The sequence below is a fragment of the Kitasatospora mediocidica KCTC 9733 genome (assembly GCF_000744225.1).
In the GTDB taxonomy this organism is placed as follows: domain Bacteria; phylum Actinomycetota; class Actinomycetes; order Streptomycetales; family Streptomycetaceae; genus Kitasatospora; species Kitasatospora mediocidica.
Window position 1 is genome coordinate 517,252 of record NZ_JQLN01000003.1, and the last position, 14,077, is coordinate 531,328.

Below are 14,077 nucleotides of genomic sequence, written 5' to 3' on the forward strand. Positions count from 1 at the left end.
ACCTCTGGTTGGCGTGACGGCACTACCCGTGCCTCCTGTCGATGGTGGTCGCGGTCGGGGGTGTGTGCAGCTGGAGCACGGCATCGGAGTGCAGCCGGTCAGACGCCCGGCAGGCGCCCGGGGGAGGGGCGCAGGTAGACGGCCCAGGTCAGCAGCAGGCAGCAGGCGTAGTAGGCGAGGAACGCGAGGTAGGCGTCGTCGCCGCTGTGGGCGTTCAGGAAGGCCTGCCGGAAGGCGACGTTGACCAGGACGCCGCCGAAGGCGCCGATCGCGCCGGCCAGGCCGATGACCGCGGTGGCGCGGCGCCGGGAGGCGCGGTCGGCGTGCTCGGGGTCGGCGCCCGCGGCGACGGCGGCTGCCGCCCTGGCGCGGAAGATCGCCGGGATCATCGTGTAGGTCGAGCCGTTGCCGATCCCGCTGAGGACGAACAGGGCGACGAAGCCGGTCAGGAAGAGCGGCAGCGAGTGCTGCCGGGAGGCTTCCAGGACCAGGGCGGCGCCGGCCGCCATCGCCGCGAAGGTCCAGCAGGTCACCCGCGCGCCGCCGAGCCGGTCGGCCAGCAGGCCGCCGAGCGGGCGCAGCAGCGAGCCGAGCAGCGGGCCGAGGAAGGTCAGGTAGGCGGCCTTCACCGCGGTGTCGAACTGCGCGTGGAACTGCACCTGGAGGACCTGGCCGAAGGCGAAGCCGAAGCCGATGAACGATCCGAAGGTGCCGACGTAGAGGGCGGAGACCACCCAGGTGTGCGGCTCGCGCGCCACCTCGCGGACGGCTCCGCGGTCGTTGCGCTGCGCTGCCAGGTTGTCCATCCGCAGTGCCGCGCCGAGCACCGCCAGGACGATCAGCGGCAGGTAGACGAGCGGCAGCAGCCGGGGGTGCGCGGCCCCGGCGGTGGCCAGCACCAGCAGGCCGAGCAGCTGCACCGCCGGGACGCCGAGGTTGCCGCCGCCGGCGTTGATGCCCAGCGCGCGGCCCTTGAGCCGCTGCGGGTAGAAGGCGTTGATGTTGGCCATCGAGGAGGCGAAGTTGCCGCCGCCGACCCCGGCCACCGAGGCCACCAGCAGCAGCGTGCCGTAGGAGACGCCGGGGGTGAGCACGATCCCGGCCAGCACCGTCGGCACCAGCAGCAGTGCCGCGCTGAACATCGTCCAGTTGCGCCCGCCGAACCGGGCCACCGCGAAGGTGTACGGGATCCGCAGCACCGCGCCGAGTGCGGTGGGCAGCGCGGTGAGCGTGAACTTGCCGGCCGGGTCGATGTGGTAGCTCGGGCCGAGGAAGAGCACCAGGACCGACCACAGGCTCCACACCGAGAAGCCGATGTGCTCGGAGAACACCGAGAGGACCAGGTTGCGGCGGGCGACGCGGGCCCCGCCCTGCCGCCAGAAGGCGGCGTCCTCGGGACGCCAGTCGTCGAGGGTGTGTCTGCGTCCGCCGGTGGCCGGCGGGGACTGGACGGCTGTGCTCATCGTGACTCTCCTGCGGTCGTGGCCTCGGTGAGGCGTACCGGCCAGCGTCGCAGGACGGCGGGGGAGCCGTCCGGGGCGAAGTCCTCGTCCAGGCAGACGCCGGTGCGCAGGTCGAAGGAGTGCCGGTACATCGGCGAGAGCAGCACCGGCACGTCGCCGCGGCTGCCGAGCAGCCCGCGGGCCAGCACGTGGGCGCCGCTGAACGGGTCGCGGTTCTCCACCGCGTACGGCTCGCCGTCCGGGCCGAGGTAGAGCGCCACCTGGTCCGTCCCGAGCAGCACGGCGACGCCGCGGCCGGGGACCAGGTCGGCGCGGTCGCAGACGCGGATCCAGCGGGAGCCGTCGTGGATCTCCACCGCGGCGGTCGTGAGCAGGGCGGTCGTCATCGGGTACGCACCTCCAGTTCGGGGCCGGCGATCAGGGCCGGCTGCGGGGACGGCCCGTCCTCGCCGGGCAGGGCGGGGCGGATCTGGTCGCGCTCGGGAACGAAGCGCACCGTCGGGTCGGGCACGCCGGGGGCGTTGGCGAACGAGACGAAGCGGCGCAGCCGCTCGGGCTGGGCGAGGGTGGCCGCCCATTCGTCCTCGTAGGTGCTCACGTGGCGGGACATCAGCTCGTCCAGGTCGGCGCAGATGCCCAGCGAGTCGTCCATGATCACCGCGCGCAGGTGCTCGATGCCGCCGTCCAGGCGCTCCAGCCAGGGGGCGGTGCGCTCCAGGCGGTCGGCGGTGCGGATGTAGAACATCAGGAACCGGTCGATGGTGCGGATCAGGGTCTCGCGGTCCAGGTCGGCGGCGAAGAGGTCGGCGTGCCGGGGTGTCATGCCGCCGTTCCCGCCGAGGTAGAGGTTCCAGCCCTCGGAGGTGGCGATCACGCCGAAGTCCTTGCTCTGCGCCTCCGCGCACTCCCGGGCGCAGCCGGAGACCGCCGACTTCAGCTTGTGCGGGGCGCGCAACCCCCGGTAGCGCAGCTCCAGTTCGATGGCCAGGGCGACCGAGTCCTGGACGCCGTAGCGGCACCAGGTCTGCCCGACGCAGGACTTCACCGTGCGCAGCGCCTTGCCGTAGGCGTGCCCGGACTCGAAGCCGGCGTCCACCAGGCGCTTCCAGACGGTGGGCAGCTGGTCGACGGTGGCGCCGAAGAGGTCGATCCGCTGGCCTCCGGTGATCTTGGTGTAGAGCCCGAAGTCACGGGCGATCTCGCCGATGACGATCAGCTTCTCGGGGGTGATCTCGCCGCCGGGGATGCGCGGCACGACCGAGTAGGAGCCGTTGCGCTGCAGGTTGGCCAGGAAGTGGTCGTTGGTGTCCTGCAGCGCGCCCTGCTCGCCGTCCAGGATGTGCCCGTTGCCCAGGCTGGCCAGGATGGAGGCGACAGCGGGCTTGCAGACGTCGCAGCCGGTGCCCCCGGCGCCGTGCTCCTCGATGAGCCGGGAGAACGAGGCGATGCCCTTGACCCGGACGATCTCGTACAACTCGGCGCGGGTGTGGGCGAAGTGCTCGCACATCCCGCGGCTGCGCTCGACGCCGCCGGCGGCGAGTTCCTCGTCCACGATGGTGCCCAGCAGCTTGACGCAACTGCCGCAGCCGGTACCGGCCTTGGTGCACTTCTTCACCGCGGCGACGCTCTCGCAGCCCTGGTCGCGCACCGCCGCCCGGACGGCTCCCCGGTTGACGTTGTGGCAGGAGCAGACCACCGCCTCGTCGGGCAGCACCACCGGCCCGGCCGCCGCGCCGAACGAGGCGGGCAGCACGAGCTGTTCGGGCGGGACCGACAGCGGCGTACCGCTGAGGGCGAGCGGGCGCAGCATGCCGTAGGCCTCCGCGTCGCCGACCAGGACGCCGCCCAGCAGCGCTCCGTCCCGGCCGATCACCAGCTTCTTGTACACGCTGGAGCGGCTGTTGGCGTAGAGCACCTCCAGGGCGCCGTCGGTGGTGCCGTGCGCGTCGCCGAAGCTGGCCACGTCCACCCCCAGCAGCTTGAGCTTGGTGGACAGGTCGGCGCCGGTGAACGAGCCCTCGTCGCCGGTGAGTTCACGCGCGACGGCCTCGGCCATCGCGTAGCCGGGGGCGACCAGGCCGTAGACCCGCCCGTCCACCGCCTGGGCGCACTCGCCGATCGCCCAGACATGCGGGTCGGCGGTGCGGCAGCGCTCGTCGACGACGATGCCGCCGCGCGCGCCGACCGGCAGGCCGCAGTCCCGGGCGAGTTGGTCGCGGGGGCGCACCCCGGCCGAGAAGACCACCAGGTCCACCGCCAGCTCGGTACCGTCGGAGAGCGCCATGCCGCGCACCCGGCCGTCCTCGCCGGTGGTGATCTGCTGGGTGCCCGCGCCGGTGTGCACCAGCACGCCCAGCTCCTCGATCTTGCGGCGCAGCACCTCGCCGCCGCCCTCGTCCACCTGGAGGGCCATCAGCCGCGGGGCGAACTCGACGACGTGCGTCCGCAGGCCCATCGCCGTCAGCGCGCCGGCCGCCTCCAGGCCCAGCAGTCCGCCGCCGACCACCGCGCCGACCTGTGCGTCGGCGGCGCCCGCCCGGATCGCCCGGAGGTCCTCGATGGTGCGGTAGACGTGGCATCCCTCGGCGTCGTGCCCGGGCACCGGCGGCACGAACGGGTACGAGCCGGTGGCCAGCACCAGTGCGTCGTACCGCAGTTGCCGGCCGGCGCTGGTGACGACGGTGCGGGCCTCGCGGTCGATCCGCGCGGCGGGTTCGCCGAGCCGCAGGTCGATGCCGTGCTCGGCGATGAACTCCGGCGGACAGAGCGACAGTTCGTCCGCCGTGGTGCCGGAGAACCACGAGGTCAGGTGGACCCGGTCGTAGGCCGGGCGCGGCTCCTCGGCGAGCACCGTGACCCGCCAGGCGTCCGCCCCCGGCCGGTCGAAGAGGGCTTCGAGGAAGCGTTGGCCGACCATGCCGTGGCCGACCAGGACCAGCTCCTTGCGCAGCATCAGAACGCTCCTAGGGTGGTGAGCAGGTGAAGGGGTTCCCGGGGCAGCGGGTCGTCGCGCTCGTACGCCCGGGTGAAGGCGCCGACCGTGGCCAGATCGCCCAGCAGGATGCCGCCGACGAGCCGGTCGCCGCGCAGCACGAGCTTCTTGTACGAGCCCCGGGTGGCGTCCGTCAGTCGGAGCACGTCCAGGCCGGGGCCCTCGTCGGCGACCTCGCCGAAGGCGGCGTACTCCAGCGGGCCGGCGCTGAGCCGGGCGAGCGGGCGCGAACCGGTGAACACCGCGTCCGGATCCGCGCCGGAGAGCCGGGCGGCCAGTACGTCGGCCTGCTCCCAGGCGGGCCCGGCCAGGCCGTGCACGACGCCGCGGTGCTCGGCGCAGTCGCCGATCGCGTACGTGTCGGCGGCGGAGGCCGCGAGCCGGTCGTCGACCAGGACGCCGGTGCGGACCAGCAGCCCGGCGCTGTGGGCCAGCCCGGTGCGTGGCCGCACCCCGCAGGCGAGGACCACGAGGTCCGTCTCCAGCAGGTAGCCACCGGCGAGTTCCACGCCGGTCACCCGCTCCGCGCCCCGCACCGCCCGGGCCCGGTTGCCGCAGTAGGTGACCACGCCGAGTCTCGCCAGGCCGCCCTGGAGGGCGCGGCCGGCCTGCTCGTCGAGCTGGCGCTCGATCAGCTGCGGCCCCTGGTGGACGATCTCCACCGGGAGGCCGAGCGCCGCGAGCGCGCGGGCGGCGCTCACGCCCAGCACCCCGCCGCCGACGACGACCGCGCGCCTGGCCCGTGCGGCGTGCTCGGCCAGCTGCCGGCAGTCGGAGACCGTGCGCAGCGCGTGCACGCCGGCCTTCAGCCCGCCCGGCTCCCGGCGCAGGCCCCGGATCGGCGGCAGCACCGGGTTGGCGCCGGTGGCCAGCACCAGCTGGTCGTAGGACTGTTGTTCGCCGCCGACGAGCCGCAGGGTGCGGGCGGCCGTGTCCAGCGAACCCACCTCGGCACCCACCCGCAGCGCCGCGTCGCCCGAGGGCAGCGTGATCGCCTCGGCGTCGTAGCGCCCGGTCAGCACGTCGGCCAGCAGCACCCGGTTGTAGGGGGCGCGTGGCTCCGCGCCGTACAGCGTCACCTCCGCCTCCCCGCCCAGCGCGTGGAACCGCTCGGCGAAGCGGGCCGCGGCCATGCCCGCGCCGACCACCGCGATCCGCCGGCTCATCCCGTCACCTCCGCAGGTCGCACGCCCGCGCGCTCGACCCGGACCGCGCACACCTTGAACTCGGGCATCTTGGACGTCGGGTCCAGGGCCGGGTTGGTGAGCGAGTTGGCCCGCCCGGCGCCGCCCCAGTGGAAGGGCATGAAGACGGTGTCGGGCCGGATGGTGTCGGTCACCCGCGCCGGGGCCACCGCCCGGCCGCGCCGGCTGGTCACCGCGAGCAGATCGCCCTCGGCCACCTCCAGCCGCCGCGCGAGCTGCGGGTGGAGCTCCACGAACGGTCCGGGCGCCGCCCGGTTGAGCTCGGGGACCCGGCGGGTCTGCGCGCCGCTCTGGTACTGCGCGACCACCCGGCCGGTGGTCAGGTACCAGGGGTACTCGGCGTCCGGCTCCTCCGCCGCCGGGCGGTGCGCGACCGCCGCGAACCGGGCCCGGCCGTCCGGCGTCGCGAAGCGGTCCAGGAACAGCCGGGGCGTGCCGGGGTGGTCCACCGCCGGGCACGGCCAGAAGACGCCGTCCTCGGCCTCGATCCGGGCGTAGCTGATCCCCGCGTAGTCCGCGGGGCCGCCGGCCGAGGCCCGTCGCAGCTCCTCGAAGACCTCCTCCGGGTCCGCCGGGAACCCGCGTCGCACACCGAGGCGCGCGGCCAGCTCGCGCAGGACGTACAGGTCCTCCCGCACGCCGGGCGGCGGGTCGACGGCCTTGCGGCGCAGGATCACCCGGCCCTCCAGGTTGGTCGTGGTGCCGCTCTCCTCCGCCCACTGCGCGGCGGGCAGCACCACATCGGCCAGCTGCGCGGTCTCCGAGAGGACCAGGTCGCTCACCACCAGGAAGTCCAGCGCGCCCAGCCGTTCGGTCACGTGCCCCGCGCGCGGAGCCGACACCACCGGGTTGGAGCCCATCAGCAGCAGCGCCCGCACCCCGCCGTCCTCGCCCAGGGTGTCCAGCAGCTCGTACGCGGAGCGGCCCGAGCGCGGCAGCTCGTCCGCCGGGACGGCCCAGACGCGGGCGATGTGCGCGCGGGCCGCCGGGTCCTCGATCGAGCGGTAGCCGGGCAGTTGGTCGGCCTTCTGGCCGTGCTCCCGGCCGCCCTGCCCGTTGCCCTGGCCGGTCAGGCAGCCGTAGCCGGAGCCGATCCGGCCCGCATTGCCCGTCGCCAGGCAGAGGTTGATCCAGGCGCTGACCGTGTCGGTGCCCTTGCTGTGCTGCTCGGGTCCGCGCGCGGTGAGCACCATGCCGGTCCCGGCGCCCGTGAACATCGCGACGGCGGCCCGGAGTTGCTCCGTCGGCACGCCGGTGATCCGCTCGACCCGCTCCGGCCAGTGCGCCATCGCCGCGGCCCTGGCCGCCGCGAAACCGGAGGTGCGCCGCGCGATGAAGTCCTCGTCCAGGTGCCCGTCCGCGATCACCAGGTGCAGCAGGCCCAGCGCGAGGGCCAGGTCGGTGCCGGGCACCGGTTGCAGGTGCAGATCGGCGGGCTCGGCGGTGGCGGTGCGGCGCGGGTCGACGACGATCAGGCGCCCGCCGTTCTCCTGCAGTTCGCGCAGGTAGCGGACGGCCGGCGGCATGGTCGCGGCCGGGTTGGCGCCGACCAGGATCACACAGCCGCTGCGGGGGATGTCCGCCAGCGGGAAGGGCAGCCCGCGGTCGATGCCGAACGCCTGCCGGTGCGCGGCCGCCGCCGACGACATGCAGAACCGGCCGTTGTAGTCGATGCTCGCGCTGCGCAGCGCCACCCGGGCGAACTTGCCGAGCAGGTAGGCCTTCTCGTTGGTCAGCCCGCCGCCGCCGAAGACCCCGGCCGCGTCCCGGCCGTGGCGCTGCTGGGCGGCGCGCAGGCCGGTCGCGGCGCGCTCCAGCGCCTCCTCCCAGGACGCCTCGCGCAACGCGCCGTCGCGGCCGTCGCGCACCAGCGGTGCGGTCAGCCGGGCGGCGGGGGAGAGCACGGCCGCGGCGCTGCGGCCCTTGCCGCACAGCGCACCGAGGTTGACCGGGAAGTCCGGGCGTTCCAGGACCTCCACCGCCTCCGGGCGGCCGGCCTGCGGTGCGCGCAGCCGCATGCCGCACTGCAGCGAGCAGTACGGGCAGTGGGTGTCGGTCGTCGTCATGCCAAGGAGCGTGACGCCGGCCCGTTACGCCGTCGGGTCCCCCGTGTTGCGGCGCGGGTACGCCTCCCTCACAGCCCGGCCCGGACAAGGTCGGACGAACGACATCTTCCGTAACACCCGACGGCCTTCGCCTAATCCGCACGTGACGGCGGTGAAACGCGGACGAAACCGGACTGCCCCAGCCTCGCAGCATGGCAACTCCACGCACGGACCAGGGCGAGCCGCCGGGCAGAGAACCGGCCGGCCCGCTGACCGGTTTCACCATCGGCGTCACCGCCGCCCGCCGCCGCGAGGAGCTCACCGCGCTGCTGCGCCGCCGCGGCGCGCGCGTGATCGAGGCGCCCACCCTGCGCATCCTCCCGCTCGCGGACGACGGCGACCTGCGCCGCGCCACCGACCGCTGCCTGGCAGGCCCGCTCGACTACGTGATCGCCACCACCGGCGTCGGCTGGCGCGGCTGGATGAGCACCGCCGACGGCTGGGGCCAGGGCGCCCGCCTCGCCCAGGCGTGCCGGCAGGCCGTGGTGCTCACCCGCGGTCCCAAGGCCACCGGTGCGGTGCGGGCCAGCGGCCTGAACGAGACGTACTCCCCCCGCTCGGAGGCCTGCGACGAGCTCCTGACCTGGCTGCTCGCCCGCGAGCTGACGGGCCGCCGGATCGCCGTCCAGGAGCACGGCGCGCCGCTGGACGGCTTCGCCGCCGCGCTGCGCGAGCGGGGCGCCGAGGTGATCGAGGTCCCGGTGTACCGCTGGGCCCCGCCGCAGGACCCGGATGCCGTACGGCGCCTGGTCGAGCAGACGGCGCGCCGCGAGGTGCACGCGCTGGCCTTCACCAGCGCACCCGCCATCACCGCCTTCCTCGACACCGCCGACGCGGCCGGGTTGCGCGCCGAGGTGCTGGCCGCGCTGCGCGACGACGTCCTGTCGGCCTGCGTGGGCCCGCTCTGCGCCCGGCCGTTGGAGGACGTCGGCGTCTCCACGGTCTCGCCCGAGCGCGGTCGCCTCGGCTCGCTGGTGCGCACCATCGCCGAGGCGCTGCCCGCCCGCAACCGCCGCGAACTGCAGGCCGGCGGCCGGAGCATCGTCCTGCAGGGCAGCGCCGTCCTGGTCGACGGCACCGCCTTCTGGCTGCCACCCGTCCCGGCGGCCGTGCTGCGCGCCCTCGCCGAGCAGCCCGGCTGGGTGCTCAGCCGCGCCGACCTGCTGCGCCGGGTCTGGCCCGGCAGCGGAGCGGACGAGCACGCGGTGGAGGCCGCCGTCGCCCGGCTGCGCGGCGCGCTCGGCCCGCACGGCGCGCTGGTGCGCACCGTCCCCAAGCGCGGGTACCGGCTGGCGGTGGGCGGGTGACGGACCTTCCGACGCTCCTCGTCGTGGCGCACGGCACCCGCGACCTCGCGGGGGTGGCGACCGTCGAGGCGCTGCCGGCGCGGATCCGGGCGCTGCGTCCGGACCTGCGTGTCGAGCTGGCCTACCTCGACCTCGTCCGCCCCTCGCTCGCCGAGGCCCTGGCCGAGCACGCCGCACGCGACGCGCCCGTCGTCCTCGTGCCGCTGCTGCTCAGCGCCGGCTACCACGTGCGCGTCGACATCCCGGCCGTGATCGCCGCCGTACCCCGGGTGCGGGCGCGGGTGGCCGCCGCGCTCGGCCCGGACCCGCTGCTGGCGACCGCCCTGCGCGACCGGCTGGCCGAGGCGGGCCGGCCCGGGGACGCCGGGCCGGTGGTACTCGCCGCCGCCGGCTCCTCGGATCCCGCGGCCAACGCCGACACCGTGCGGACGGCAGGCCTGCTGGCCGGGCTGCTGGGTGCGCCGGTCATCCCCTCCTACCTGTGCGCGGCGTCCCCCACGCCCGCCGAGGCCGTCGCCGCCCTGCGCGCCCGGGGGCACGACCAGGTCGCCGTCGCCGGCTACCTGCTGGCCCCGGGCCACTTCGCCCGGCGCGCCGCGCAGGCCGGCGCCCGGCACACCTCCGCCCCGCTCGGCACGCACGGTGCGGTGGCCGAACTGGTGCTGCGCCGCTACCTGGCCGCCCTGGAGGACACCCGCCTCCCGGTGGCCCGCGCGTCCGGCGCCGCCTGCCGGTGATGCGCGCGGCTGCCTGCTGAACTGGACGGGACCGACACCCGTCCACCGCGGAAGGCCCTCTCTCATGCCGGACAGCGCGACCCCGAACAGCTCGTACAGCTCGAACACCTCCTACGCCGACCTGCGCGCCCTGATCGTCAACTGCACGCTGAAGCGCTCACCGGAGCGCAGCCACACCGAGGGCCTGATCGACGTCAGCCGGGGCATCATGGAGCGTCAGGGGGTCGCGGTCGACGTCATTCGCGCCGTCGACCACGACATCGCCACCGGCGTCTGGCCGGACATGACCGAGCACGGCTGGGAGAGCGACGACTGGCCGGTCCTCTACAGCCAGGTGATGGCCGCCGACATCCTCGTGCTGGCCGGCCCGATCTGGCTCGGTGACAACTCCTCGGTGATGAAGCGGGTGATCGAGCGGCTCTACTCCTGCTCGTCGCTGCAGAACGAGGCCGGGCAGTACGCCTACTACGGGCGGACCGGCGGCTGCCTGATCACCGGCAACGAGGACGGCATCAAGCACTGCGCGATGAACGTCCTCTACAGCCTCCAGCACATCGGCTACACGATCCCGCCGCAGGCCGACGCCGGCTGGATCGGCGAGGCCGGTCCCGGTCCGTCCTATCTCGACCGGGGCTCCGGCGGCCCGGAGAACGAGTTCACCAACCGCAACACCACGTTCATGACCTGGAACCTCCTGCACTTCGCCCGGATGCTCAAGGACGCCGGCGGCATCCCGGCCCACGGCAACCAGCGCTCCGAGTGGGACGCGGGCTGCCGCTTCGACTTCGAGAACCCCGAACACCGCTGACGTCCGAACACCGCTGACGTTTCCCCGGCGGGTTTGCGTTATCCGCGTTCTCGCTGTGGCTCTCCCAGGTGTCGGCAGTCTTCCCCTCGCCTGCCGACCGGGAGAGAGACATGACTGGTAAGCGAGCGGCGCACGGGCGTCGCAAGGGCCGTCGGATGCCGCTGATAGCGGCCACCGCGGTGGCCGCCGGCCTCATAGCCGGTGTGCTCGGGATCAACGCGGCGCAGGGCGGTCAGGAGGCCAGGCCCAGCGCGGCGGCCCAGCCCGCGCAGTCGGCCGGGGCGCAGTCGGCCCTCGGGCAGGCCGCCTCCGGCCGGAAGGCCGCACCGACGCCCGCGGCCTCGCCGCAGCACCACGACACGCCCGCCCCGCCGACCTCGGTGCCCAAGGCCGACCCCTCGCGCGGCATGGTCTACACCGGGCTCGCGATCGCCGCCACGAGCGACCCCTGCGCGGGCGAGTTCCGGACCTCGGCGGCGGGCCTGTGCACCCACGGGCCGGACGCGGCCCCGCAGGGCGTCGACGTCCACGCGACCGTCCCGGTGGCCGTGGCCGCGACCGTCACGGCTCCCACCCTGCTCGGTTCCGGCCAGGCACCCGCCGCCGGCGACCTGCTCAAGGGCGGCGATCCCGTCCTGGACGCCGGGTCGGCGGCCGGCTCGGCCGCCGACTCCGCTGCCGCCGCCGGGACGACGGGCGGCTCGGCGCCCGCCGACGGCGGGTCCACCGTGGTCTGCGACGGCGACGGCACCAGCGGCAACCGGGTGCAGGTGCTGTACGTGCACGGCTCCGGCCAGGACCGCTTCGCCCAGTACCAGGCGTCGTTCAAGAAGTGGGCGGCCGACGTCGACGTCATCTACGACGCGAGCGCGCAGGAGACCGGCGGCGACCGGCACGTGCGCTACGTGACCGCCCCGGACTGCACGGCCGACGTGCTGGACGTCCAGCTGCCGGACTCCGCGCTGGCCGACTTCGGCGCCACCAACGACGCTCTGGCGCAGCGCGGTTACAACCGGCACGACCGCAAGTACATGATGTTCGCGGACGCGAACGTCTACTGCGGGATCGGCACCTTCGCGGGTGACGAGCGGCCGGACCAGGCCAACCTGAGCAACTTCGGCCCCTCGTACGGCCGCAGTGACTCGGGCTGCTGGAGCGGCCACGTCGCCGCGCACGAACTCGGGCACAACCTCGGCGCGGTGAACAACAGCGCGCCGTACTCCAGCAAGGCCGGCCACTGCACGGTCGACTGGGACCTGATGTGCTACTCGGACGCCCCCTACTACCCGAAGATGCAGACCCTCTGCCCCGACCAGGCGCAGCAGGACCGGCTGGACTGCACCAAGGACGACTACTTCAACACCAGTCCCAAGGCGGGCAGTTACCTGTCGACGCACTGGAACGTGGCGAACAACCAGTTCCTGATCGCGGGCGCCGGCGGCAACGGCGGCGGCACCGGGCCCAACCCCTCGCCCACGCCCAGCCCGTCGCCCACGCAGAGCAGCGGCCCGAGTCCGACGCCGACGCCCACCCCGAGTCCCACGCCGACCGGCGGGTCCAGCGCCGGACCTGACATGACGATCAGTCAGGTGACGCAGAACTCGGCGCTGTTGAGCTGGTCCGCAGTCCCCGACGCCGCCGCCTACCAGATCCTCGTGAGCGGCCGGGCCATCGGCAGCGTCACGTCGACCGCGGTGCGGGTGGTCTCGATGCGGCCGGACACCGACTACACCTTCGCCGTCGCGGTCCGCGACCGCAGTGGTCGCCTCTCGCAGCCCGGGGCGTCGGCCTCGTTGCACACCCTGGCCGCGCAGGGCGGCACCACGCCGGGCAAGCCGTACACCATGACCAACAGCCTCACCGGCCAGGTGGCGGACATGTGGGGCGGCTCCAGCAACGACGGCGACGTGCTGATCGCCTACCAGAGCACCGGCTATCGCAACCAGCAGTGGGACTTCCAGGACGCGGGCAACGGCCTGGTGCGGATCAAGAACGTGCAGTCCGGCAAGTGCCTTCAGGTCGGCGGCGCGCTGGTGGCGGGCGAGTTCGTCTTCCAGCAGCCGTGCGCGAACTCCGACGCGCAGGCCTGGCAGGTGAGCGACAGCGGGAGCGGCCACACCCTGACCGCCAAGGGGTCGAGCCTGGTGCTGGGCGCCAGCAACCGCTGGTACTACGGCGGTTGGCTGCTGGAGCTGCAGCAGCCGAACGGCCAGTCCTACCAGAACTGGACCCTCCAGCCGGCCTCCTGACCAACGCCGGTGCTTCTCAGGGGTGGGGCGGGCGTCATGCCGTCCCACCCCCTTCGTCCGCTACCTGGGGTTCCCATGATCAGAGCAGCAGTACCGTCCACCGTCGCCGCCCTGGCCCTGGCGGCCTGCGCCGTGCTGACGGTCCCGACGCCGGCCGCCGCACACGGCGGCAACATCCACTTCGCGATCACCGCCCGCAGCGACGGCCACACCCGGGCCACGGCCAGCTACGACGACGGCGACCCGGTGGACGAACCGCTCGGCGCCACGCTCAGCGCGCTCTCCTCGGACGGGCGCAGCGTCGGCCCGTGGCCGCTGCTCGCCGTCTCCGGTGCGCAGGCCACCTACACCACCCGCGAGAGCCTGCCCCCGGGCAGCTGGAAGGTCAGCGTCGACGCCGCCTTCCCCGAACTCGGCCACGGCGAGAGCGAGGTCGCGGTCACGGCCGTCCCGGACACCCAGTCACCCCCGAGCCAGGCAGCCCCTGTCCCAGCCTCCAGCCCCACCGCGCCGCCGGCGCCCGACGTCGCGGCGCCCGCCCGCCAGGACTCCGCCGGAGCGCTCTCGCTCGTCCTCGTGCTCGCGACCGTGGCGCTCGGGGTACTCGGCGTGGCCGCAGCCGCAGTCATGGCCCGGCGCCGCCGCCCCCGCCCGTCCTGATCACCGACGGCGGCTCCGCTGCTTGTCCCGAAACGGGCGATGGCACGACGCGTTCCCGCGCCGTGCCATCGCCCGTTTCGTAGCGTCATCGGCCGTGAGTGACTTCGAGCTGGCGACCTCGGGGGGTCGCGGCCAGGATCGAGGTCATCAGTCCGGGGAAGTGTTCCTCCAGCTCGGCCAGGCGCAGCCGGCTGAGGCGGGTGTTGCCCACCAGGCGGGTGGCGACCACGCCGCTCTCCCGGAGCGTGCGCAGGTGGTGGGAGACCGTCGAACGCTTGACCGGCACGTCGAGGCTGGTGCACGAGCCCTCGCCCGCGGCCGCCAGCAGGCGGACGATCTGCAGCCGCACCGGGTCCGCCAGGGCTTGCAGGACTTGGCCGATGTCGATCTCGTCGAGAGCGGGCTGCGGGAGCCAGGTGTCCTGTGAGTCGCGCATCATCTCTCCACGTCTCCACGGCGGTCGTCTCTGTCGATACCCATTGACCTTACCTGCCGTCCCGAGAGTCGATTCTGGTCGTCTCTTACGATGGGCATCGAATCTGTCATACGAT

11 protein-coding genes are annotated in these 14,077 nt (G+C 74.2%); 5 read left to right on the forward strand and 6 right to left on the reverse strand.

Going from position 1 to position 14,077, the window contains the following annotated elements:
• Window positions 1–98: 98 nt before the first annotated feature.
• From BS80_RS07705 to BS80_RS07725, 5 genes are read right to left on the reverse strand one after another with little or no spacing between them, the layout of a single operon-like run.
• The gene (locus tag BS80_RS07705; RefSeq protein ID WP_035794579.1) at window positions 99–1,463 is read right to left on the reverse strand and encodes a nitrate/nitrite transporter; all 1,365 of its coding nucleotides are present in this window, start codon (window positions 1,461–1,463) and stop codon (window positions 99–101) included.
• Window positions 1,460–1,849: a nitrite reductase (NAD(P)H) small subunit gene (locus BS80_RS07710; RefSeq protein WP_035794581.1), complete on the reverse strand. Its 390-nt coding sequence runs from the start codon at window positions 1,847–1,849 to the stop codon at window positions 1,460–1,462. The genes BS80_RS07705 and BS80_RS07710 overlap by 4 nt, the downstream gene beginning before the upstream one ends.
• A complete protein-coding gene (gene nirB / locus BS80_RS07715; protein WP_035794583.1) occupies window positions 1,846–4,416 on the reverse strand; it encodes a nitrite reductase large subunit NirB in 2,571 nt (856 codons plus the stop codon). Before nirB ends, BS80_RS07710 begins: the two co-directional genes overlap by 4 nt.
• Window positions 4,416–5,621: an NAD(P)/FAD-dependent oxidoreductase gene (locus tag BS80_RS07720; RefSeq protein ID WP_198045459.1), complete on the reverse strand. Its 1,206-nt coding sequence runs from the start codon at window positions 5,619–5,621 to the stop codon at window positions 4,416–4,418. Before BS80_RS07720 ends, nirB begins: the two co-directional genes overlap by 1 nt.
• Window positions 5,618–7,726 (reverse strand): molybdopterin oxidoreductase family protein, encoded by a 2,109-nt coding sequence (locus BS80_RS07725; RefSeq protein WP_035794585.1) that lies wholly within the window; start codon window positions 7,724–7,726, stop codon window positions 5,618–5,620. The genes BS80_RS07720 and BS80_RS07725 overlap by 4 nt, the downstream gene beginning before the upstream one ends.
• A gap of 191 nt (window positions 7,727–7,917) precedes the next feature.
• Here BS80_RS07725 and BS80_RS07730 point away from each other — a divergent pair, with 191 nt between their 5' ends.
• From BS80_RS07730 to BS80_RS37515, 5 genes are all read left to right on the forward strand, one after another.
• A complete protein-coding gene (locus BS80_RS07730) occupies window positions 7,918–9,072 on the forward strand; it encodes a uroporphyrinogen-III synthase (RefSeq protein ID WP_051966293.1) in 1,155 nt (384 codons plus the stop codon).
• On the forward strand, window positions 9,069–9,809 hold the full coding sequence (locus tag BS80_RS07735) for a sirohydrochlorin chelatase (protein ID WP_051966294.1): 741 nt from the start codon (window positions 9,069–9,071) through the stop codon (window positions 9,807–9,809). Before BS80_RS07730 ends, BS80_RS07735 begins: the two co-directional genes overlap by 4 nt.
• Window positions 9,810–9,873: 64 nt before the next feature.
• On the forward strand, window positions 9,874–10,617 hold the full coding sequence (locus tag BS80_RS07740; protein ID WP_035794587.1) for a flavodoxin family protein: 744 nt from the start codon (window positions 9,874–9,876) through the stop codon (window positions 10,615–10,617).
• A gap of 110 nt (window positions 10,618–10,727) precedes the next feature.
• Window positions 10,728–12,866, forward strand: a complete 2,139-nt coding sequence (locus tag BS80_RS07745; protein ID WP_232246390.1) for an RICIN domain-containing protein — start codon at window positions 10,728–10,730, stop codon at window positions 12,864–12,866.
• Between the two features lie 75 nt (window positions 12,867–12,941).
• A complete protein-coding gene (locus tag BS80_RS37515; protein ID WP_051966295.1) occupies window positions 12,942–13,526 on the forward strand; it encodes a hypothetical protein in 585 nt (194 codons plus the stop codon).
• Between the two features lie 85 nt (window positions 13,527–13,611).
• Here BS80_RS37515 and BS80_RS07755 read toward each other — a convergent pair whose 3' ends face one another.
• Window positions 13,612–13,965, reverse strand: a complete 354-nt coding sequence (locus BS80_RS07755) for an ArsR/SmtB family transcription factor (protein WP_408607352.1) — start codon at window positions 13,963–13,965, stop codon at window positions 13,612–13,614.
• Between the last annotated feature and the right edge of the window lie 112 nt (window positions 13,966–14,077).

What these genes read in the sequence shown, in the direction of transcription:
- BS80_RS07730 (WP_051966293.1), top strand. Translation starts at nt 7,918, where the DNA reads ATGGCAACTCCACGCACGGACCAGGGCGAGCCGCCGGGCAGAGAACCG.
- BS80_RS07705 (WP_035794579.1), bottom strand. Translation starts at nt 1,463, where the DNA reads ATGAGCACAGCCGTCCAGTCCCCGCCGGCCACCGGCGGACGCAGACAC.
- BS80_RS07740 (WP_035794587.1), top strand. Translation starts at nt 9,874, where the DNA reads ATGCCGGACAGCGCGACCCCGAACAGCTCGTACAGCTCGAACACCTCC.
- nirB (WP_035794583.1), bottom strand. Translation starts at nt 4,416, where the DNA reads ATGCTGCGCAAGGAGCTGGTCCTGGTCGGCCACGGCATGGTCGGCCAA.
- BS80_RS07725 (WP_035794585.1), bottom strand. Translation starts at nt 7,726, where the DNA reads ATGACGACGACCGACACCCACTGCCCGTACTGCTCGCTGCAGTGCGGC.
- BS80_RS07745 (WP_232246390.1), top strand. Translation starts at nt 10,728, where the DNA reads ATGACTGGTAAGCGAGCGGCGCACGGGCGTCGCAAGGGCCGTCGGATG.
- BS80_RS07720 (WP_198045459.1), bottom strand. Translation starts at nt 5,621, where the DNA reads ATGAGCCGGCGGATCGCGGTGGTCGGCGCGGGCATGGCCGCGGCCCGC.
- BS80_RS07710 (WP_035794581.1), bottom strand. Translation starts at nt 1,849, where the DNA reads ATGACGACCGCCCTGCTCACGACCGCCGCGGTGGAGATCCACGACGGC.
- BS80_RS07755 (WP_408607352.1), bottom strand. Translation starts at nt 13,965, where the DNA reads ATGATGCGCGACTCACAGGACACCTGGCTCCCGCAGCCCGCTCTCGAC.
- BS80_RS37515 (WP_051966295.1), top strand. Translation starts at nt 12,942, where the DNA reads ATGATCAGAGCAGCAGTACCGTCCACCGTCGCCGCCCTGGCCCTGGCG.